Source organism: Snodgrassella sp. B3800 (genome assembly GCF_026535865.1).
Taxonomy (GTDB): domain Bacteria; phylum Pseudomonadota; class Gammaproteobacteria; order Burkholderiales; family Neisseriaceae; genus Snodgrassella; species Snodgrassella alvi_E.
Window position 1 is genome coordinate 14,122 of sequence record NZ_JAFNPH010000010.1, and the last position, 21,214, is coordinate 35,335.

Here is a 21,214-nt window from a genome sequence, read left to right on the forward strand (position 1 = left end):
CATTGTGGATTTGTTGTATGAAGCCTTCTGTAATATTTGCTGGTACTCCTGATTTTGCCGCAGCCGCACTTAATGCCATCGTTGCTGCCGGTTTTGAAGTGCCATTGGTTTTAACCCAGCCAGATCGTCCCAGTGGCCGCGGATTGAAACTACAACCAAGCGCGGTAAAAAAAGCTGCCTTGACACATGGACTTAACGTTCTTCAGCCTGCAACACTTAAGACGGCGGAAGCACAGACCATATTACAGGAACAGAATGCAGATGTGATGGTTGTAGCAGCTTACGGATTAATACTGCCGCAGGCTGTATTGGAAATACCTAAGTACGGTTGTCTAAATATTCATGCTTCTCTTTTACCACGATGGCGCGGTGCGGCGCCCATCCAGCGCGCCATCGAAGCTGGCGATAAAGAAACCGGCGTCTGTATCATGCAAATGGATGCTGGTCTGGATACCGGTGCGATAATCAGCCGCCATACTTACACTATAGGTGCTGATGATACGGCAGCTAACGTACACGATGCTTTAATGCATTTAGGTGCCACTGCGATTGTTGCTGATTTACGACAGATTGAGCGTTTACAAGCTATTCCTCAGAGTGAGACGGGTGTTACCTATGCCCAGAAATTAACCAAAGCAGAGGCACAAATCGATTGGTGTCAACCGGCTACTGAAATTGTCCGCAAAATTCGTGCCTTTAACCCCGTACCCGGAGCTTGGACTATCTGGCAAGATAAACCACTAAAAATCTGGCAGGCAAACATCACCGCACATTCTGGTGCGGCAGGTACTGTCTTGCATAGCAACGAACATGAACTGATTATTGCCTGTGGCACAGGCGCCATCAGCATTCAGGAAATTCAGAAGGCAGGCAGTAAAGCCATGTCTGTAGCTTCATTTCAGAGTGGACATACCTTACCAGAGGGTAGCAGATTGGACTCAGCGGAGATCAGTGCATGAGCATGGCACGAGCTCAACAGTTGGCAGCCTACTCCTTAGGAGAAGTATTAAGCGGTCGTAATTTAAGTGAAGTACTGACTCAGCTTATACAGCAGCATAGTGAACTGTCTCCAGCAGACAAAGGTGCATTGCAAGATTTAAGTCACGGCAGCTTGCGGTATTTAGGTTTACTGCAGCAGCTAGTACGAAAAATGACAAAATCATTTCCGCCTAATGAGATCAATCATCTGCTTATCATTGCCTTGTATCAGCTAAATTTCAGTCGTAACGCTACTCATGCAGTGGTCAATGAAGCAGTGAATAATGCTCGTCAGATCAACGGCGGCCGCTATCAGAAGCTGGTTAATGCTTTACTCCGGCGTTTTCTGCGCGAGCGTGAAACGCTTATAGCCACCACCAACAAGCAGGAAGAAGCACGCTACAATCTGCCAGCGTGGTGGTTAAATTACCTGAAAAAACACTATCCTCAACATTGGCATAATATAGCTACGGCCATGCAGCAACGCCCACCCATGACCCTGCGCGTAAACCGCCGTGTTACCGATGCTGAACAATATTTGAACGAACTGGTTAAAGCCGACATACCGGCAAAAATTTTAGATACGCATAGCATCATGTTGCAACAGCCTATAACTGTGCAAAAACTACCAGGCTTTGCAGATGGTCTGGTTTCCGTACAGGATTATGGAGCACAGCAGGCTATTCCATTGCTGAATCCACAGAATGGCGAACGCATTTTGGATGCCTGTGCCGCCCCGGGTGGTAAAACCGGACATATACTTGAATGGGCAGAATGCGAAGTCACAGCACTAGATATTGATTCTCAGCGTTTGCAGCGAGTAAAGGATAATCTGCAACGTCTTCAGCAACAGGCACAGCTGCATTGTGCCGACGCAAAAGAGCTGCACTCATGGTATGATAACAACACTTTTGATGCCATTTTGGCCGATGTACCCTGTACCGCTTCCGGTGTAGTAAAACGTCATCCGGATATCAAATGGCTGCGTCAGCCACAAGATGGCCAAAAAACAGCCTTACAGCAGCAGGCTTTATTGGATAATTTGTGGCTGACATTAAAATCTGGCGGACGCATGCTATTGGCCACTTGTTCGATTTTTGTCGAGGAAAATCAGCAGCAACTGGCCCGTTTTTTAACCCGACATTCCGACGCCCGAGAGCGTCTGTCACGTGTATTGTTACCGAACAGCAGACAAGATGGCTTTTTTTACGCGCTTATCGATAAAATTTAGTCTATTTTTTGCCTGTCTGCTCTGCCTGAGCATCACTCTGGCACAGGCAGAAGGCATAAGCACCACGCGTGCTCAGGCCTATATTACTCCCAATGGCCAGCTTTCCATCAATACCCGTTTTAACACCCAGCTGCCCGATCAGCTCAAACAGGCACTGACGCAAGGCGTTCCTTTAAACTTCGATCTCAACTACCAGCTCACCGCTCCTACTCTTGCCTCCTACCGCAACCGGATTAACAATCTGATTGCAGGTGATAATCTTATCCAGTACAAGCTCGCATATCATCCTCTGACCAATCGCTATCGAGTCAGCATGGGGTCAACGTTCTCTACCGAATACAATAGTTTGGAAACAGCACTTAAAGCCATTGGTGCAGCTGCAAACTGGCGTGTTCTCAGTAGTGGCACACTCAGTGGCGTATCAGCCGGAGAAGTACGAGCTGATGTCCGCCTTAGTTTGAGCATCAGCCAATTACCGAAACCTTTCCAAATCAATGCTCTAACTTCTCATAACTGGCAACTAGATTCCGGCTGGCATCGTCTGGTTATCAACGCGGATTAATTAATATGAGACGGCTACTTCTGGTCATGGCAGTACTCTGTGTAGTGACTCTGTATGTTCTGGCTGTCGCCACCGGTAATACTGGCTTCTTATCACAGTATTTCTGGTTCGCATTCGGATTTGCTTCCTTACTTGTACTGACACTGGCCGTTGTGGCTGCTTCTTACTGGTGGAAACTTTTACAAAGTCGGCACCGGCAGGAGTTTGGTTCCAAAATTGCTATGCGTCTGGCATTAATGTTTACATTGGTGGCTGTTCTCCCTGGCCTGTTTCTGTTTGGCGTTTCTGCACAATTCATCTCTCACAGCATACATTCATGGTTTGGTAACGATACCGAAGAAGCCCTTAACCGCAGTATTAGTTTGAGTAAATCGGCTCTGGATTATGAATTAGATAACAGCGTGCGACGCGCCGTCAATATCCAAATTGCATTAATAGCAGCCAATGGATTGCAAAGCCCAGTTTTACCGATTTTACAAACTTATGGTCAGAATAAACAGTTTAGCCAACTCAATATTCGCAATCTGCATAACGGCCAACTAGTTGCCGAATACAACCCCAAGCACCTGCCCGCACCAGAACTCAATCCAAATCTTTTGTCCCATCTGCATAGCACGGGTTCAATCCGCGAAATTGAAAGCATCAACAATATACTTTATGCACAGGGCTGGCTGATTTTGCCGGGGCATAACAACGATAAAGCCCTGTTTTTCCGCCAACCTATTCCAGCCAAAGTAGCGCGGGATGCTACCTTAATCGAAGCCGCACACGCCAAATACGGAGAACTGAGTTTTACCAAAAAAAGCTTGCAAACCTTTTTTCTGGCCACTCTGCTGATGGCTACCCTGCTGGCAATCGTTTTGGCTTTACTGGTAGCATTGTATTTTGCCCGTCAGTTTGTAGCACCGATTCTTTCTCTTGCAGATGGCGCCAGAGCCGTAGCCAAAGGTGATCTGAATGTACAGCAAACCATTTACCGCAATGATGAACTAGGCAAGCTTACCGGACTCTTTAATCACATGACCGTACAGCTTCGACACTCACGTGAACAGCAAGAAGCTGCACGCCATTATTTGGAATATATTCTCAACAGTCTGACCACTGGCGTAGTCACGCTTGACGCTGATAACCATCCGATTACCTACAACCAGATGGCAGAAAATATCCTCGGACAAAATCTAGATGCCATTCTAGGGCAAAATATAGATCAACTGTCCGAGCTAAACCCGCAATCAGCTATGCTGGCCGATGTATTTCGGCAGATTTTGTCCACAAAACATCAAAACAAACCTGTACAAATCACTTATAATCACAAAGATGAAACCTTGATACTGCTGGGTAAGGCTACGCCACTGCCGGAAGACAGCGGTGGCGGCACTATTTTGGTATTTGATGATGTTACTGCACTGGTAAGCGCCCAAAAAGAAGCTGCATGGGGCGAAGTAGCACAACGGCTGGCACATGAAATCCGTAATCCACTTACGCCTATTCAGCTCTCAGCCGAGCGGCTGGCTTGGAAACTCAGTGATAAACTTAATGAATCGGATGCACAGATACTCAACCGTGCCACCAATACTATTATTAGACAAGTAGCCGCCATGAAAGACATGGTTGAAGCATTCCGCAATTATGCACATGCCCCGGCATTAAAATTCACAAACCTTGATTTAAATGAACTAATTCGCGAGGTTTTGGTACTTTATGAAGGTAGTAATTGTACATTTACGGTTAATTTGAGTAAGATAGTAATGTATGTTAACGCCGATAGCGGCGCTTTACGTCAGGTTATTCACAACCTGCTCAAAAACGCCGTGGAGGCTGCCAGCGCTGATGCTTTACCCCATATCAGCGTAACAACCGAAATAAATAACGAACATATCCTTTTCTATGTGAGCAACAATGGTAAAACATTCAGTCAGGAGATGTTATTACATGCATTCGATCCATATGTAACGGACAAACCCGGTGGTACCGGACTGGGATTGCCAGTAGTCAAAAAAATCATTGAAGAACACGGCGGACGAATCCAGATCAGTAATCAGAAAAATGGACTGGCTTGTGTCAAAATAACCTTACCATTACAGGTGAATAGAAATGCGAAGCAGTGATATTTTAATTGTTGACGATGAAATAGGTATCCGCGATTTACTATCGGAAATCCTGCAAGATGAAGGTTATACCGTCACTACGGCCGAAAACGCCGATACTGCCCGCCAATTACGCCAGCAAACCCGTCCCGCTATGGTGTTACTGGATATCTGGATGCCAGACTGTGATGGAATTACTTTACTAAAAGAATGGGCAAAATCGGGACAGCTTACCATGCCAGTAGTGATGATGAGCGGCCATGCCAGTATCGATACTGCTATAGAAGCTACCAAAATCGGTGCACTTGATTTTCTGGAAAAACCTATTTCCCTGCAAAAACTGCTTAGCTCCGTAGACCGCGCTTTAAAATACGGACAAATGCAAGCAGCTTCCAACCTATCTCTGGACAAGCTTGGACATAGCCCTGCGATTAAAGAATTAAATCAGCAACTGGAACGCATCGCAAAATTCAGCACCCCAGTGTTACTGACTGGTGAGTTGGGTTCTCCATTTGAGCTTGTAGCCCGCTCTTTTCATAAAAATGCCACGCCTTGGGTAGAACCATCCAAAGTAGAACAAATTGTTGACGCCCCGATAGAATTATTACAAAAAGCCACCGGTGGCATTCTTTATCTGGGCGATATTGCCCAGTACGGCAAAAGCACTCAGCAAAGTATCGGCTTTATCCTGACCAAAGCTGATCGCTACAATGCCCGTATCGTATGCGTGTGTAGCCGCCCCATCAAAGAAATGATTACCGATCCGTTACAGGACAACAAACTGCTCAATACCCTTTCATCTTTAATAGTGCCAATTCCACCTTTACGCCAACAGTTGGATGATATGGTATTTCTAGTTGAACAAATTACCAACGAGCTGGCTGAAAGTCAGAAAATTCCACCGGTAAAATTCACCACAGCAGCTCTGAATGAATTACGCCAGTACGACTGGCCGGGCAATTTAGAACAACTGCGCAGTGTCGTCAAAAGTCTGATGATGACCGCAGAAAATAATGAAATCGATGTAAATGCCATCAGTACCATACTGAACCAATTTAAGCATAATCACCCGCAGGAAAACATGACGGGCTTCAATTTCGATATGCCACTGCGTGAATTGCGCGAAGATCTGGAACGACGTTACTTCGAATACCATATTGCTCAGGAAGGCCATAACATGAGCAAAGTTGCTCAGAAAGTCGGATTAGAGCGTACGCACCTGTATCGCAAATTGAAACAGCTCGGTATTCAGTTTTCACGGCGCCAAACAGAAAAATAAAACGGTTGAGCAACCACTTATATAACCATTACCAATAGATTATGAATTATATTCATAATAAGCATCGAATTTTTCAAAGAAAATATGTACATAAAGCATTGATTGGCCTTGCCTGAAACGTTATGGTTAGATATCTACCTATAACAACTGGAGAGGCTGTTCAATCATGAGTTTTACACCGCTGAGTTTTGAATTTTTTCCGCCGCGTACCGAAGAGGGGCGGCGGAAACTGAGTATTACCCGCAAACAACTCAGCCAATATCAACCTGAATATTTTTCATGCACTTATGGAGCTGGTGGCACCACTCGTGCCGGTACACTTCAGACCATTACCGATATCATGAACGATGGCGTGGCTGCAGCTCCGCATCTTGCCTGTATCGGAGCCAGTCGCGAAGAAATGACCAGTCTGCTTCAGACCTATAAAGATATGGGTATCCGCCATATTGTGGCTTTGCGTGGCGATGTTCCATCCGGAGTCGGATTTGGACATCAGGGGCTACGATATGCAAATGAATTGGTAGGACTTATCCGGCAAGAATTTGGCGACTGGTTTCACATAGAAATAGCAGCCTATCCAGAATTTCATCCACAATCGCGCAGTGCCGAAGACGATATCAATCATTTCGTAAAAAAATGTCAAGCTGGTGCCGATTCGGCCATCACCCAATATTTCTTTAATGCAGACAGTTATTTTTGGTTCGTAGATGAAGTTCAAAGCCGTGGGGTCAATATTCCAATTATTCCCGGCATCATGCCGATTGCCAGCTTCTCAAAACTAGCCCGTTTTTCTGAAACCTGTGGTGCCGAAATTCCTCGCTGGCTACGGTTAAAACTGCAATCCTACGCCGACGATACCGCATCAATTAAAGCCCTTGGTTTGGATGTGGTTACCGAAATGTGCGACCATTTACTACAGCAGGGTGCACCTAGTTTACATTTCTATACTTTAAATCAGGCTGGTTTAGTCTCAACAATCTGTCAGCGTTTAGGATATTAATCCTAAGCCAAAGCAGAAATTAAAAACATAAACTACTTTTCCCTTCAAAAACTCTTAATATTTCAAATTTACAGTTTCAAAAAATGATGCCCCTTATCATCTTTATGAAAAGGGGCATCATAATTCTGTATTCTCAATTTTTTAGTAGCTAAAAACCATCAACAAGCAGCCAGAAAATAAATTATGCTAATGCGTTAACAACTGATTCAAAAATTGTTGCGCACGCTCATGCTGCGGATGTAGGAAAAACTCTTCAGGAGCAGCCTCCTCAACAATTTCACCATGATCAATAAATACCACTCTGTCGGCCACTTCACGGGCAAAACCCATCTCATGTGTAACTACCATCATGGTCATACCACTAAGTGCCAAATCTTTCATTACTTTAAGTACTTCACCAATCATTTCTGGATCAAGAGCAGAGGTTGGTTCATCAAACAACATCACCCTTGGTTCCATAGCCAGACCGCGTGCAATCGCTACGCGCTGCTGCTGTCCGCCGGATAACTGCTGCGGATAAGCATCACACTTATGTGCCAGACCCACCTTAGCCAATAACTCTTGAGCTTTCGCTTCAGCCTGAGCACGGCTTTGTTTTTTCACCTTCATCGGTGACAAAATAATATTTTCCAGTACCGTCAGATGTGGATATAGATTGAAATGCTGGAATACGAATCCAACTTCTGTACGTACTCGGTTTAAATCAGCCTTAGGGTCAGCCACGTTAATTCCATCAACCCAGATTTCACCTTGCTGGATTTTTTCTAACTGATTCACAGTACGGATCAAGGTGGATTTTCCGCTTCCAGACGGACCGCAAACCACCACTACTTCACCCTGGCTGACATTCAGATTCACACCATTAATAACATGTAAGTCCTTAAACCACTTATGGACGTTTTTAAATTCAATCATGTATTCCCCACATCATGGAACAGACGGTATCAGTTATTCAAATACACGCGCCATTGTCCAACAAAATATTACTCAAAGCCACATAAAGCTCGGGTTTAATCCGCTCTGGTCGCCAACCTGGATCAATGCCTACATCTATTAATCTGGCATCATCCACCCACTCCTTCAGATTATTATGAATGGTCTTACGTCGCTGCTGGAAAGCCTGTTTAACCAAAGCCGAAAAATGCTGAAAATCCTGCGCAATTCCGATACGCCCGCGCTGTGGAATCATTCTCACTACCGCTGAATCAACTTTTGGAGCAGGGTTAAATGCCTGAGGGGGCACATCCAGTAAATTTTCCATTTCAAAAAAATACTGCAACATCACACTTAAACGCCCATAATCATTACTACCAGCCTCCGCCACCATGCGCTCGACTACTTCCTTTTGCAGCATAAAATGCATGTCTACAATTTCATCAACATACTCACTAAAGCGAAATAACAACGGTGTTGAAATATTATAAGGTAAATTGCCTACTATTTTTTTTCGCCCAGGCACACTCGCAAAATCAAACTGCAGTACATCACCCTCATGGATTTCCAGCTTCGAAGCAAAAGGTAATGTACGTAAACGCGCTACAATATCTCGGTCAATCTCAATTACATGCAGTTTATCCACCGCTTTAGCCAATGGTTCTGTAATAGCGGCCAGCCCGGGACCGATCTCAATTACTGTATCTGCCGGCTGAGGACGTACTGCACGCACAATATCCTGAATAATACTTTTATCTTGCAGAAAATTCTGTCCGAACCGCTTACGGGCACGATGTTCTTTCATAATGCTTCCTTAATCTTTGCCCTATTATAGATTAAAATCCATTTGATCAACTTCGTGCTTAGGCCTATAAAAACACTTATGGACAAGCACACCAGCTAGCCGTATTGATTTATTCCGGTAAATATCGCATAGGATTCACAGCCTGACTGTTTACCCGTATTTCAAAATGCAGTTTTACACCGCTCGTTCCACTGTCACCCATCGTGGCAATGGTCTGACCTGCCTGCACTCTTTGTCCATTACGGACATTCAGAGAGTCATTATATGCATAAGCCGTCATGGTAGTATTGCTGTGTTTAATCAGTATCAGCCTGCCATACCCACGCAGCTCATCACCAGCATACTGTACAGTACCTGCAGCCGCAGCCTTAACCGGTGTTCCACGGTTACCAGCAATATCAATCCCCTTTTGCGTCTGACCGTTAAACATACTAATCACCCTCCCGCGCACCGGCCATTGCAGGCTGATATCAGGAGCAGCATTACTAACAGCAACTGGTGCTGGCTGACGCACCACATTTCCTGACGAATGTCTTTTTACTGTGTTCTTACGTGAACCCCCTACCGGTTTACGCACACGTATCAGCTGCCCTACCTCAATTGCATTTGCATTTGCCAAATTATTCCAACGCACCAGCGTATTAACATTCTGATTAAAGCGTAACCCAATTCTGTATAAGGTATCGCCACGCTGTACACGATAATAACCATTTTGAGCGCTGGCACTCATCACTGGGGCATTTACCGAACCACTACTTTTGCAACCACTCAGCGCTATCGCTAGACAATAAATCAGATATAAACCAAACCTTCTAATCATTACAGACCCTATTTCTATCTGCTTCATTACTCCATCCCAGCCGCAACATACATCCGTATAGCATAACGGCTAAAGCTAATTTGAGGTTGATATTAACATAGCTTTGCCCTCACATCGTCCAGCAACGGTGTGCATGCCAACAATAAACAGACAGTTTTAAGATGTCCATATTGAATTCCTCCAACCCGCAACCATCTGTAAAAACTGTTATTGCTTAATTAAGGGAAACTTACATGCGATATTTGAGCTGGGCTATACTGATACTGGCAGCATTGGAAGTAATTTCCATTATTCTGGTCAGCAATCTGATTGGTGCAGGCTGGACTTTGCTGATTATCATTCTATCGATAGCATGCGGCATTTTTATGCTGCGCAATATCGGTGTATCTGGACTATTTCTTGCCATAGCAACCATCCGTACCGGCAGCAATGTTTCACTTTACCAGTTACTATGGCCGCTGCGTTATGTGCTCGCTGCCATCATGCTTATCAGCCCAGGCTTCGTATCAGACATTATCGCTATATTATTACTCTTGCCCATCAGTGGTAAGCCATTAAACAGCACAAACAACAATCCTTTTACCAGCCAGTCTCAACCAGAGCGTGGTGACATTATTGAAGGAGAATTCACCGTTGAAACAGGCAATGTAAAGCACCCACACAACAATCAGCAGCTGCCCCATGAATAACCTGTAAAAAAACAAAAGCCGCACAGCTTTCAGCCGGCAGCTTTTTTCTTACAGATTATTTACGCCAAGCGCATTTGCGGAAACAGAATTACATCCCGTATTGTCTGTGCATCAGTCAAGAGCATAATCAAACGATCCATGCCAATGCCACAACCACCCGTAGGAGGCAAACCATATTCCATCGCACGAATATAATCTGCATCAAAATGCATGGCCTCATCGTCTCCAGCATCCAACTGTGCTACCTGCTCACGGAAACGTGCTGCCTGATCTTCTGGGTCATTTAATTCTGAATATCCATTTGCCAATTCACGTCCAACCACAAACAGCTCAAAACGTTCGGTCAAACCTGGTTTGGTATCAGACGCGCGTGCCAGCGGTGACACTTCTACCGGATAATCTACAATAAATGTCGGCTGCCATAGCTGCGCTTCAGCACACTCCTCAAACAAGGCCAGCTGTAAACTGCCTACAGCCTGAGAAACCGGTAAGGCTCCACCCAGCTTTTTGATTTCAGTTTTTAGCCATTCAGCATCAGCCAGTTGCGCATCTAGATACTGCGGATTGAAATGTTTAATTGCTTCAACAATAGTCATCCGTGCAAACGGCTGGCTTAAATCCACATTCTTTCCGTTATAACTTACAACAGCGCTACCAGTAGCCTCAATAGCAGCAGCACGAATAACCTTTTCCGTCATATCCATCATGCGCTGATAATCACCATATGCTTCATAGAATTCCATCATGGTAAATTCAGGATTATGGCGCGTACTCATACCTTCATTGCGGAAATTGCGGTTGATTTCAAACACCCTTTCCAGACCACCTACAACCAGCCGTTTCAAATACAACTCAGGAGCTACCCGCAAAAACAGATCCATATCTAGGGCATTGTGGTGCGTTACAAACGGCTTCGCCGTAGCTCCACCCGGAATCGGATGCATCATCGGCGTTTCCACTTCCAAATAACGCTCACTAACCATTACATTCCGCACAGCCTGAATAATCCGGCTGCGTTTAACAAACGTATCCCGCGTCTGTTCATTCGTAATCAGATCCACATAACGCTGCCGATATTTCTGCTCTTGATCAGCTAGTCCATGGAATTTATCTGGCAATGGGCGCAATGATTTAGTCAGTAAGCGTAGGCCAGAAACTCGAACAGTCAGTTCGCCATGATTGGTTTTCATCAGCTCACCTTCAGCACCGACAATATCACCCAGATCCCAGTGCTTAAACGCATCGTGCAGTTCTTCACCAACACCCTGATTATTAATATACAGCTGAATACGCCCAGTCATATCCTGAATTGTGGCAAAACTAGCCTTACCCATATGACGTTTCAGCATAATTCGCCCAGCTACCTTTACCGGAATAGCTTTGTTCGCCAGCTCATCCTTATCAAACTGCTCAAATTGCTGGTGTAAATCACCAGCAAAAGCATCACGTTTGAAATCATTCGGAAAAGCAATCCCCTCAGCACGAATTGCCGCCAGCTTTTCACGGCGATGGGCCATAATCTGGTTTTCATCCAGTTGTTCTTCATGCGCGGCCGCCGCCGGCGCATTCTGCTGTTCGCTCATATGCATCCTCATACCATACGCAGTAATTCTTAATAAACTACTGCCCTACCTGAAACATCAAACAAGTTATAAAATTCAGGCAATAACAAATAAAAATTAACCGCCTATTCTAAGACAAAACAGCGAGTTTGACACGTAAAACCCCCTCCGAACTAACAATCAAACAAATTAATTACAAAAAAACTTTCGGTAACAGCGATAACTTAACACCATCAGCCTAAGCTTTCCGTAGCCTTAACCCCATTCACATTAAAATTTTTATTAGTCTTAAAAATATTTATGACAATATCTTGATAATCCGACAGTTGCCGTAATCAATCTCAACTCACTACAAAATCAGATATTCTAATAAAGACCCATACCGTTATTTATCACAAACAATATTGCCCTTTAACAATAATTACCCGCAAACACAACTTATTAACCAATTGAAAGCAAATAATATTTATTTGATAAAAGAAAAAGAAATTTGTAATAAAACCGAATGCATATCCATTATTATCGGAGGCAAGCATGTATCAGTTACATCTTTTTGACACCCCTAATGCAATGAATACAGCATTGGCCACAGCCATTACTGCCAACCTGCAAGATGCAATTAATTTGCGTAGTAAAGCCTCACTGGCAGTATCCGGAGGCCCGACAACTGTTGAACTCTTTCAAATTCTCAGTCAGGCACAGATAGCGTGGAATCAAGTTTACATAACCCTTGTTGATGAACGTTGGGTAGACAAACATCACGAAGACAGTAATGAGCGTCTAATTCATACCCATTTATTACAAAATAAAGCAAAGGACGCGCATTTCATTAGCCTCAAAACTATTGCTGAAAATCCCTATGATGGCGTGGATGAAATTCAGACACGCCTTCAGCAATCACTACCCTTACCTATTGATGCATTGGTTTTGGGAATGGGCGATGACGGTCATACTGCATCATTGTTTCCGCATGCAGAAAATCTGTATAAAGGAATAGACATGCAATCTGACAGACTGGTAATCGATATGAAACCTCTTACCGCCCCTCATGATCGTATTTCACTGACCTTACCGGTTATCCTCAACAGCCGCCATTTATATCTGCAATTAAACGGGAAAAAACAGCAGCAGGTATTAGAACAAGCACTTGCCGGCAAAAATATTAACGATATGCCCATACGTGCAGTTCTACACCAGCAGAAGCTACCTTTACAAATATATCTGGCTCAATAAAAAATGCGCCGGAAAACCGGCGCATTAACAAAAATATAATGGCTTACCACGAATAACGATAATTCAGATTGATACCAAACTTCTGCTCTGTATGCTGACCATTGGCGTAATCCAGTTTTAAATCTGCATGATTACTCGCATTAAAGTCCATACCCAGACCAGCTTCATACAAACCACTATTACCTGCACCGGCAATACGCATATTACTGTCATCTACGAAAGCATGCCCCAAACTGTTCTTATCATGCAACCAGTAAGCACCTGCATATGGATGAAGCGTTATTTTATTCAGAGCTACTGAAGTTCTAACTGCCGCCCCGAGCTGGCTACGGTAAAAAGTGGTACTACTGTTGTATGCATCTCCAGACAAACGTCCGAATGTCATACCAGCTTTAGGCGTAACTACCCACTTATCTGCCAAGGAAAAATCTTTACCAACATCTGCACTAAAACTATTACTATGCCATGTTGTGTTATCCATCTTGCTGGCACTGGCTTTCAAATGGCTGTAACGATAGGCAGCATCAGCAAACCAGCCGCTGGCATGGTTCCAGCCAGCATAAATTCCTGCTGTCAGCGCTTTCAGGTTACCATTTTTATAGTTGCCATAAAAATCCACACTGGAATGGCCTTGTCCTACCAAACCCCCTAGATATATCTGATTGTTTTCATTTCCCAGCGGCAGCAGATGATCATAACCTAATTGCAGACTATAAGATTTTTGTTTAAAGCCTGAAGTAGCCAATCCATCATTAGTACCCACACTTTCGAAATGGTTATTGGCATAATTACTGTCCAGCCACAGATTATTAGCAACAGACTGATCTTTACGGCGCATAAAACGTGTATTTAACGGTTCTTGCATCTGATAAATATACTGGTTCGCTGCCTGGCGCATACTGATCAATGAATTAGCAAAATCACTGATTTCATACTGCGGTCCATAATGGCTACCACCAGATGAAGCAGCACCATTATCATTACTCAGAATCCAATTATTGCCATTCTGATGGAAGAAATAACGATACTTACCCGCATCAACATAGGGCTGCACCATAGAAAAGGAACCATCACCACCCTCAGACTCTACCAGCGTCACTTGCCCATTCGGTGTTTTGGGGCGTTTGCGGCTATCAGATACACTGATTCTATGCTGGCCATGTACCTGACCGTGAATTTCTATTTTATCTGATTTGCCATCAGCCAGACTGGTATTCATATTAAACTGGCTATTATTACCAGTTAAATCGCCATTAATCTTTAGTGTTTTGAATTTCCCATCGTTGCTGAAAGAAACAGTCGAATCATGAATATTCAGTTCATCCAGTACACTATTACCGTTAATCAGCCATGATGTACCGTTATTCAAATTAAATGTTACTCTAGGTGCTGGATGTAAACCAACATAAGTCCTGCCTTCAAGTCGCGAATTATTGGCATTTAATACAAATGGTTGTCTAGCAGCGCTTGAAGCATCAGCCCATTCCGCATCACCTATACTACTATCATTAACACTAAGTAATGTATCTTTTGCAATTAATTCACTATTATCTATATTAAAAGTGTTTTGTAATGCAGGATCATCCTCATCCAAATCATCTATAGAAAATAGTGCAATACCTTTCCCAGAATTTATCAATGAATCATTTACATTGATAACGCCCCCACGATTAATCGAAAATCCAACACTATTAGGCTGCCTTAGGTTAATGACACTATTCCGTAGATTTGCTACTCCTTCCGAATAAGCAGTAATCCCATAATTCCATTCTCCATCGCCATTAATTTTTACATTATCTAGATTGGCGACTCCATCAGGGGAGGAAACTTCAACAGCAGTAGAAAACGAACTATCTTTGCCAAAATCTATCAAGTGATCATGTGCATTTAAAACACTGCCTTCAACTTTATATACAACTGAATTTGGTGAATTAACAGTAAAGTCAGCCTGTGAATCCATTTTAGAATTATCTAAATTAATTGCACTAATGGTGTAACCTTCCTCATTTTCTTCTTTAAAGCCACCTTGCAATGTAAAATGGACACCTTTTGGTATAGTGATCTTTAACTTTTCACCCCATGCACCAGTTGCATTTATACCACTAAGTATATAATCTTTTCTATGTTCTCCATATGCTGGATTTTCTAAAAAAGATGCATCTAAAGTGATTTCAGTTCCAGGTGCAAATTCAACACTAATCGGCGGTGGATTTTTAATTTTAAAATCATGTGAAATTTCAAAAATAGGATCACTAATTATCAGATTTTCAGAATCTTGATGATCTTTCCAGTGATCTTTATATTTTTTAATAGACGGAATAAGATTCTGATACTTTCCTGCAGAGACATAAACATCACTACCTAGTTCTGAACTTGTTCCGATAATACAACCAGTTGAATTCGAACAAGTAGTAGCAGCCATACTATAAACTGATAAAGAACTCAGCACTCCCAGCATTAAAGCTTTAAGTTTCGATGGAGGATGAATAGATTTCATAAAAAATTAACCTTTATAAACATAATCATAATATTAACACACAATATACATATAGGGTTAATATATTTTGACATTTACATTTTAGTTAATGTTAACCTGTATACATCACATCCATCTCTCATAATTTCTAATATTTATTTAATATATAGTGAAGAAATTTGAATGCCACATATTGGAACTAACCAAACCAAATACTTTAGTTACAGAATAACTCCACTTTTATTCAGCCTGAGTGCGCATTCTTTTTAGAAAGTACACATATAAAAAAACTGAATCCTGTTATTCACAGGATTCAGTCCTTGCAGACAAGTAAGCTTTGATACTACTTCACTTGTTCAAGACAGTTTATCAATCCAAAATATTCTTATAGTTATTATTCTGAGTATATTGAATCTAAATTACAGACCTTTAGATTTCAAACGTGCAGCATGATCCAAATAAATGCTGACTGGATCTGGTGTAGTCGGATGAGCACCTGCAATTTGATTGATTGCATCTAAGTGATCCATCTGATAGTCAGAACGGATAACTTTACCCAAATGAGTACAATAACGGCCAACCAAACCATCATTCTGGTTGCGTTCTTTAGTAAATAAAGCACTTAAGGCAACCAAAATAGCATGTGATGGATCCAGAGTATTTACACCTTCATTGACCACATTTGATTTGATAATACCACTCCAAGAGTAATAGTAAACACCATTGGTTTCCAGCTCTTTACCCTGTCCACCCCAAGTTTTTGGAAGACCTTGTGGATACTTTTTATTGAACTCATTTGTACCTGCAGTAGACAAACTTTTCAGTGAACCTTCAAAATCCTGTGGCAGCAAAGGTTTGGTACTGAATAAACTGATAAATTTCATGAATGATTCAACAATCAGATCAGCAGTTTCACCTACAATCTTCCCAGCAAGAATATCCAGCATCAAATCTGCAATTTCGGAACCAAAATTCACACCATTTACAGAAGTTACAGATGCCACCAGCTCCGGATGAAGAGCAGCCACATAACGGCTGGTAGGCGCACCCTGACTATGTCCAATCAGATTAACCTTTTTAGCACAGGTTTTTGCCAGTATTTGCTTCACTTCTGTCAGCAACTGTTCACCACGGGTTTCGGTAGTATTGGTTGCAGAAACAGCAGCAGTATAAACTTCACAACCCAGTTTTCTTAAAGATTCAGCAATATTAAAGAAATAGGGATAACCCATAATCCGATCAAAGCCAAATAAACCATGCACAAGTACAATGGGATATTTTGTTTTAACGACTTTACAAGGTTTAGTTATATTTATCATTTAATTTTCCTCACTTTATTTTCTGTTAAATTATTATATAATTATTAATTTATTATGATTTAATAATTAACGATGAGATAAAGATATTTATAAAATAAATTCTTTAGTATTATCATCCTCTTCGGGAAGATTCACACCCATCTCAACCGCGAAAGAATAATATCAAAAATAATCAATTAATGCAAATTAAATTGTTATTTAAACTAATTTAAAATAAAAAATTAAAGCGTTATTTATAAAAATATGCAAAGACAATAACTAAAATTATGCATTAGATGTAAAATCGAATACTATAACAATTATTAATATTTATACTTAGCAATATATGCAATTTAATTTAAATATTTTTTTTGATTAATAACAGCTTTCTTAATTTGAAAATAACAATGAAATATATATTATGTTAATGTTTGAGTTTCTATTAATGCCAGCCGGTAGTGCGTAACCTTCTGCATCAGTATAGACGTATACGCAGAGCCGTTTACCTGACACCGCTTCCTGAATAATTTTTAATTCATCCCATAAAAAAATAGGTGAGATTTTGAATTTTAACTACCGTATCTATTGGCTATTTTCGTCGGGCTAAAACATGTTATACCTATCCATATCGTACAGAATGATTCTGTTTTCGATGCGAACGAACCTCAATTAGGCGGTGTTCGGCATCGTAGTAGGAATAATGGGTACCACCGTCGGTCTGTTTGCTGTGGGCGCTTACCGTTTTCGTCATAGGTGTATAAAGGCGGCGGTAATTTGTTTACTTACTTAATTGTAGTGATGGCTGCGTGTGCCTTATGCGTTGGTTTCGCTTAGAAGCATATTCTTAGAACTGTAGCTGAAATGATGTGTTGGCTTCGGCTACGGTCAATGTAATGGTAATTTGGGAAAGGTGATAAATTAAAAGCAGATTAGCTCTTCAAAATTTATCTTGGCAACCTCGTTCTTTTCCTATTTAGTAGACTATAGTTATAACTTGTTCCATCCAAACCTTAATAAAGGTTTTGCATACAAGTTTTTATACTAGTGCAAATAATCTTCTTTGGTTAAAGGTTTTTGGGTAGATGCTGGTGGTGTTACATCAGGAAATAAAAATTTTTTAGATTCATCCCAATTGACTCCCGTTTCGTAAAATTTAAGTAGACGATTTTGGATATCTTTAGAATCTCCGTGCATGCCTGCTAATTCTTTTGTATGAATAATATCTAAATAATCTTTTACAGTTAATTGAGGAATCAAAACTTTATTATCTACGGTATCATATCTGTCATCCATTTCCACCAGACCTCTTGTACCAGCCAAAATATCTGTTATTGCAATAATTCTAGATTGCTGTGGGCGTACATTTTTTCGTACATGTTCATCTTGTATAGAAACTAATAACTCTTTAAGTCTGTGTGCAGCTACTGAATAGGTAAATAAGATATTAACCTTATTCAGGTCTACCCCATCCCATTCATCTTTATCATTAAATATATTAAAAAACTCCATCCAATGGTTTTTTCTGGATTGCGCTAATGAATACAATCCCTCTTTTATATAGACTCCGAATACTGTATTTTCTTGACTACGTTGTTTTTTAGTTAACATTTCTTTCCACCTGCTTTGGATTTGGTTTTATTTAAATGTTCATCCGCCGCAGCTAAGTATTCTTGCCGCCGTGGATTATTTAGATAAAGCGTACGAAGTTTTGGTTTTCAATGCGGCTGTCTTGGTTGCGTTTTTTGTCGAGTAGGTTGGCAACAGCATCGTATTGCAGGGTTTCCCAGTAGGCTTGGTTACGACAGCTTTCGATTCGGCCGTTGCAGTTATAGTAGTAATTGCTTTGTTCCCTTTAGATTAATTAATTGTTCGTTAGTCATCTTGTTTGGCAAACATAATAGCTTCTTTTACCCATTTATTTTTTTTATTTTTGGATAAAAATTCTTTGCAGTTTAGCATATTATTCAGCTCCTTCTCCCCTAGAATATCTTTTATATCTGATAGCATAAGACCAATATCTAAAATTTGACTTTCACCATAATTAGAAAGATCTCGAGATAGATACCAATCTTTTAAAAATAATAAGGCTTCGTTTTTGTTTATTTGTAAAAATAATTTAAAAGCAGCTAAACGGAGTATATTGATTTTAACTAATTCTTTTAGTAAATAAGTAGCTTTTGTAACATCAGCATGATTAATAAAATTTTTTACTTCATTTTCATCGGTTATTTGTTGCCATAATTTATTATATAAATCATCAAATTCCTGTAAAGTATCAATTAACATTTTTTTACCTTACCTTTTCTTTCAATATCTTTAGGAGTAACATTATCTTTGATTTTCCAGTCCATAACTCCGCCCTTAGTTTTACCTTTTAATTCTACATTTTTACCCGTGGTATTAATATCAACATAGTAATCTGCACCTAATGCTCCAGTGCTTCTTTTTATGGCATCTGGATTTTTGGGGTCAATTTTCGCAGAAGTAACACTAATTCCTCCTCGACAATCTATTGGATTAGATGTAAATCCGTTATGAGTAAATTTTTTAAATTCGGCTTTTGACATAAAACGCCGAACAATGCCTGGATTTTGAGGTATACCATCAATAAGTTTATCGCCAGCTAATCCTGCTGGGTCAATCCACATCAACCCATTAGGCGCATACTGATACAAATTAAACCCACCCAACAACCCAATCGGATCCGGCTGCGTAAATCTGCCTATATCCGGGTCATAGTATCTGAAAGTATTGTAATGTAAGCCCGTTTCTCTGTCTAAATACTGTCCCTGATACCTTAGGTTCTGTTGTATCTGGCTGTGTTCGATTTCCTGTATCGGTTTGCCCCACAGCTGATAGCTGCACGCCCATACAATATGACCAGCTTCATCTAGAAGCATATTTTTAAAACCATCGCTGAAATGAGGATGTCGGGCAGGATGGTGTTGTGGCCACGCCGGGTCTGTTTGTGTTGCAGGCGGCTGTTGCGGTCGTATCTGAATTCGGTGTTCAGTTGTCCCTGACTACGCAGGACTTCGCGATGTAGGCGGTCGCGTTCGATGTCGGTGATGGTGGTGCCGTCCAGGTTGATTTGGTGCAGATGGCCGGAACCGTAATAGAGGTTGTTGAGGGTACGACCATCGGGCAAGGTGGTGGCGATGCGGTTGCCCAGTTGGTCGTACTGACAGCATAACGTCAGAAATGGTGAGTAATTTCGGTTATGCTGCCTGCTGTAAAGTCGGCAGCGTAAACATTTTCAACGGATTAAACGTTATTTTTTCATTTGAATTCTTTAGTTTAATAAAAATGGTTGGTTGGATTAATAATAATATTTTAAGAAAAATTAAAGAGCATATTTTTCCCATTTATTATCAAATTTATCAAATACTTCTTTTTTATCAATTCGCCATTCTTTATTTTTATAAACTAATGTATAACGAAATTGATTTTTAAACTCCGTATGCTGTTTTGTAAGTATAAGTAATTTATTTTTACTTAATTCTTCAATTTTTAAAATTTCTTCATCAGGTGAGTATTCTGGAGGATATCCACAATCTAATGAAACCTGTCTACCGTATTTTCTTTTTTTATCAGTACAATATTGATTAAATATATCATTTAATTCAGATCTCATTTTATTTTGTAAAGGTTCTTCATCTTCACCGTTTTCTATTAACTCAGTAAGAGGTTCACAATAACCTTCCCATTTGTTCATAGCTAAAATAAAATTTTTTAATATTGATACTGCTTCCTCTATATTATTTTTCATTAAACCCTCTCAATTAGCAAAAACATGTTTAAATTGCAACTCACCATTTTGAATTACTTTATAGACAATACCAGTAGGCCTTGTACCACCTCCTTTATATTTAAATTCCCATTCTAAATCTACTGTTCCATTTTCTTTGATATGTTGCCTAACTCTTTTTTCAAAAGCTCGATATCTACCACGATTCACACCTTTTAGTTGAGGAAAAACATTATCTATGCCACCTGAACCTCCTAATATTTTAGCTAAGATATGTCCTGCGTCATCATCCGCATTACCTAATCTTCTAGCCCAAGCTCTTGAAGAAGGATTTGTTGCTGTCCCTGTACCTATATCAGCTTTAGATACTGTTGCTTTTGCTGAAAGAGGCTGACCATGCGATCCTCGGTCAACTTTTACCTTACAAATCCAACCCCACGGATCAATCCACATCAACCCATTAGGCGCATACTGATACAAATTAAACCCACCCAGCAACCCAATCGGGTCCGG

At 41.1% G+C, this 21,214-nt stretch carries 20 protein-coding genes; 8 read left to right on the top strand and 12 right to left on the bottom strand.

The window, feature by feature from the left end:
- Positions 1–17 precede the first annotated feature (17 nt).
- From fmt to metF, 6 genes are all read left to right on the top strand, one after another.
- On the top strand, positions 18–959 hold the full coding sequence (gene fmt / locus J3U64_RS09610) for a methionyl-tRNA formyltransferase (protein WP_267391900.1): 942 nt from the start codon (positions 18–20) through the stop codon (positions 957–959).
- Positions 956–2,209, top strand: a complete 1,254-nt coding sequence (rsmB, locus tag J3U64_RS09615; protein ID WP_267409075.1) for a 16S rRNA (cytosine(967)-C(5))-methyltransferase RsmB — start codon at positions 956–958, stop codon at positions 2,207–2,209. Before fmt ends, rsmB begins: the two co-directional genes overlap by 4 nt.
- Positions 2,175–2,771, top strand: coding sequence for a DUF4390 domain-containing protein (locus J3U64_RS09620; protein ID WP_100141460.1), 597 nt, complete (start codon positions 2,175–2,177; stop codon positions 2,769–2,771). The genes rsmB and J3U64_RS09620 overlap by 35 nt, the downstream gene beginning before the upstream one ends.
- Before the next feature lie 5 nt (positions 2,772–2,776).
- Positions 2,777–4,879: a sensor histidine kinase gene (locus tag J3U64_RS09625; RefSeq protein WP_267409076.1), complete on the top strand. Its 2,103-nt coding sequence runs from the start codon at positions 2,777–2,779 to the stop codon at positions 4,877–4,879.
- Positions 4,866–6,137: a sigma-54-dependent transcriptional regulator gene (locus J3U64_RS09630; RefSeq protein WP_100141394.1), complete on the top strand. Its 1,272-nt coding sequence runs from the start codon at positions 4,866–4,868 to the stop codon at positions 6,135–6,137. Before J3U64_RS09625 ends, J3U64_RS09630 begins: the two co-directional genes overlap by 14 nt.
- 166 nt (positions 6,138–6,303) lie before the next feature.
- Positions 6,304–7,137: a methylenetetrahydrofolate reductase [NAD(P)H] gene (metF, locus tag J3U64_RS09635; RefSeq protein WP_100141395.1), complete on the top strand. Its 834-nt coding sequence runs from the start codon at positions 6,304–6,306 to the stop codon at positions 7,135–7,137.
- Positions 7,138–7,323: 186 nt separating this feature from the next.
- Here metF and J3U64_RS09640 read toward each other — a convergent pair whose 3' ends face one another.
- The 3 genes from J3U64_RS09640 to J3U64_RS09650 form a co-directional block, all read right to left on the bottom strand.
- Positions 7,324–8,052, bottom strand: a complete 729-nt coding sequence (locus tag J3U64_RS09640; RefSeq protein WP_267391903.1) for an amino acid ABC transporter ATP-binding protein — start codon at positions 8,050–8,052, stop codon at positions 7,324–7,326.
- A 37-nt stretch (positions 8,053–8,089) separates the two neighbouring features.
- On the bottom strand, positions 8,090–8,875 hold the full coding sequence (rsmA, locus tag J3U64_RS09645) for a 16S rRNA (adenine(1518)-N(6)/adenine(1519)-N(6))-dimethyltransferase RsmA (RefSeq protein WP_267409077.1): 786 nt from the start codon (positions 8,873–8,875) through the stop codon (positions 8,090–8,092).
- Between the two features lie 109 nt (positions 8,876–8,984).
- Entirely contained in the window at positions 8,985–9,722 is a 738-nt protein-coding gene (locus J3U64_RS09650; protein ID WP_267409078.1) for a peptidoglycan DD-metalloendopeptidase family protein, read from the bottom strand.
- Positions 9,723–9,928: 206 nt separating this feature from the next.
- On the opposite strand from J3U64_RS09650, the gene J3U64_RS09655 reads away from it, so the two are divergent.
- Positions 9,929–10,384: an FxsA family protein gene (locus J3U64_RS09655; RefSeq protein ID WP_267409079.1), complete on the top strand. Its 456-nt coding sequence runs from the start codon at positions 9,929–9,931 to the stop codon at positions 10,382–10,384.
- Between the two features lie 59 nt (positions 10,385–10,443).
- Here J3U64_RS09655 and lysS read toward each other — a convergent pair whose 3' ends face one another.
- On the bottom strand, positions 10,444–11,967 hold the full coding sequence (gene lysS, locus J3U64_RS09660; protein ID WP_100156202.1) for a lysine--tRNA ligase: 1,524 nt from the start codon (positions 11,965–11,967) through the stop codon (positions 10,444–10,446).
- A 513-nt stretch (positions 11,968–12,480) separates the two neighbouring features.
- On the opposite strand from lysS, the gene pgl reads away from it, so the two are divergent.
- A complete protein-coding gene (gene pgl / locus J3U64_RS09665) occupies positions 12,481–13,179 on the top strand; it encodes a 6-phosphogluconolactonase (protein WP_267409080.1) in 699 nt (232 codons plus the stop codon).
- A gap of 43 nt (positions 13,180–13,222) precedes the next feature.
- Here pgl and J3U64_RS09670 read toward each other — a convergent pair whose 3' ends face one another.
- The 8 genes from J3U64_RS09670 to J3U64_RS09705 form a co-directional block, all read right to left on the bottom strand.
- Positions 13,223–15,676: an autotransporter outer membrane beta-barrel domain-containing protein gene (locus tag J3U64_RS09670; RefSeq protein WP_267409081.1), complete on the bottom strand. Its 2,454-nt coding sequence runs from the start codon at positions 15,674–15,676 to the stop codon at positions 13,223–13,225.
- A gap of 398 nt (positions 15,677–16,074) precedes the next feature.
- Positions 16,075–16,974, bottom strand: a complete 900-nt coding sequence (locus tag J3U64_RS09675) for a lipase family alpha/beta hydrolase (RefSeq protein WP_100141403.1) — start codon at positions 16,972–16,974, stop codon at positions 16,075–16,077.
- 598 nt (positions 16,975–17,572) lie between these two features.
- The gene (locus J3U64_RS09680) at positions 17,573–17,704 is read right to left on the bottom strand and encodes a hypothetical protein (protein WP_267409082.1); all 132 of its coding nucleotides are present in this window, start codon (positions 17,702–17,704) and stop codon (positions 17,573–17,575) included.
- A gap of 290 nt (positions 17,705–17,994) precedes the next feature.
- Positions 17,995–18,561, bottom strand: coding sequence for a hypothetical protein (locus tag J3U64_RS09685; RefSeq protein ID WP_267409083.1), 567 nt, complete (start codon positions 18,559–18,561; stop codon positions 17,995–17,997).
- 264 nt (positions 18,562–18,825) lie between these two features.
- Positions 18,826–19,239 carry a hypothetical protein gene (locus J3U64_RS09690; protein WP_267409084.1) on the bottom strand — a complete coding sequence of 138 codons (414 nt, stop codon included), beginning with the start codon at positions 19,237–19,239 and terminating at the stop codon, positions 18,826–18,828.
- Positions 19,233–19,853: an RHS repeat-associated core domain-containing protein gene (locus tag J3U64_RS09955; protein ID WP_323811405.1), complete on the bottom strand. Its 621-nt coding sequence runs from the start codon at positions 19,851–19,853 to the stop codon at positions 19,233–19,235. The genes J3U64_RS09690 and J3U64_RS09955 overlap by 7 nt, the downstream gene beginning before the upstream one ends.
- Before the next feature lie 443 nt (positions 19,854–20,296).
- On the bottom strand, positions 20,297–20,722 hold the full coding sequence (locus J3U64_RS09700; RefSeq protein ID WP_267409085.1) for an NTF2 fold immunity protein: 426 nt from the start codon (positions 20,720–20,722) through the stop codon (positions 20,297–20,299).
- Positions 20,723–20,731: 9 nt separating this feature from the next.
- Positions 20,732–21,214 (bottom strand): DNA/RNA non-specific endonuclease (locus J3U64_RS09705; RefSeq protein ID WP_267409086.1); only part of this gene is annotated, 483 nt, incomplete at its 5' end.

Bases quoted from the DNA above. Each gene is read 5' to 3' on its own strand.
- rsmB (WP_267409075.1), top strand. From the start codon at position 956: ATGAGCATGGCACGAGCTCAACAGTTGGCAGCCTACTCCTTAGGAGAA.
- pgl (WP_267409080.1), top strand. From the start codon at position 12,481: ATGTATCAGTTACATCTTTTTGACACCCCTAATGCAATGAATACAGCA.
- J3U64_RS09700 (WP_267409085.1), bottom strand. From the start codon at position 20,722: ATGAAAAATAATATAGAGGAAGCAGTATCAATATTAAAAAATTTTATT.
- J3U64_RS09955 (WP_323811405.1), bottom strand. From the start codon at position 19,853: ATGCTTCTAGATGAAGCTGGTCATATTGTATGGGCGTGCAGCTATCAG.
- J3U64_RS09680 (WP_267409082.1), bottom strand. From the start codon at position 17,704: ATGACGAAAACGGTAAGCGCCCACAGCAAACAGACCGACGGTGGTACC.
- J3U64_RS09655 (WP_267409079.1), top strand. From the start codon at position 9,929: ATGCGATATTTGAGCTGGGCTATACTGATACTGGCAGCATTGGAAGTA.
- J3U64_RS09625 (WP_267409076.1), top strand. From the start codon at position 2,777: ATGAGACGGCTACTTCTGGTCATGGCAGTACTCTGTGTAGTGACTCTG.
- J3U64_RS09620 (WP_100141460.1), top strand. From the start codon at position 2,175: ATGGCTTTTTTTACGCGCTTATCGATAAAATTTAGTCTATTTTTTGCC.
- J3U64_RS09640 (WP_267391903.1), bottom strand. From the start codon at position 8,052: ATGATTGAATTTAAAAACGTCCATAAGTGGTTTAAGGACTTACATGTT.
- J3U64_RS09675 (WP_100141403.1), bottom strand. From the start codon at position 16,974: ATGATAAATATAACTAAACCTTGTAAAGTCGTTAAAACAAAATATCCC.
- lysS (WP_100156202.1), bottom strand. From the start codon at position 11,967: ATGAGCGAACAGCAGAATGCGCCGGCGGCGGCCGCGCATGAAGAACAA.
- J3U64_RS09650 (WP_267409078.1), bottom strand. From the start codon at position 9,722: ATGAAGCAGATAGAAATAGGGTCTGTAATGATTAGAAGGTTTGGTTTA.
- J3U64_RS09670 (WP_267409081.1), bottom strand. From the start codon at position 15,676: ATGAAATCTATTCATCCTCCATCGAAACTTAAAGCTTTAATGCTGGGA.
- J3U64_RS09685 (WP_267409083.1), bottom strand. From the start codon at position 18,561: ATGTTAACTAAAAAACAACGTAGTCAAGAAAATACAGTATTCGGAGTC.
- fmt (WP_267391900.1), top strand. From the start codon at position 18: ATGAAGCCTTCTGTAATATTTGCTGGTACTCCTGATTTTGCCGCAGCC.
- J3U64_RS09690 (WP_267409084.1), bottom strand. From the start codon at position 19,239: ATGTTAATTGATACTTTACAGGAATTTGATGATTTATATAATAAATTA.
- metF (WP_100141395.1), top strand. From the start codon at position 6,304: ATGAGTTTTACACCGCTGAGTTTTGAATTTTTTCCGCCGCGTACCGAA.
- J3U64_RS09630 (WP_100141394.1), top strand. From the start codon at position 4,866: ATGCGAAGCAGTGATATTTTAATTGTTGACGATGAAATAGGTATCCGC.
- rsmA (WP_267409077.1), bottom strand. From the start codon at position 8,875: ATGAAAGAACATCGTGCCCGTAAGCGGTTCGGACAGAATTTTCTGCAA.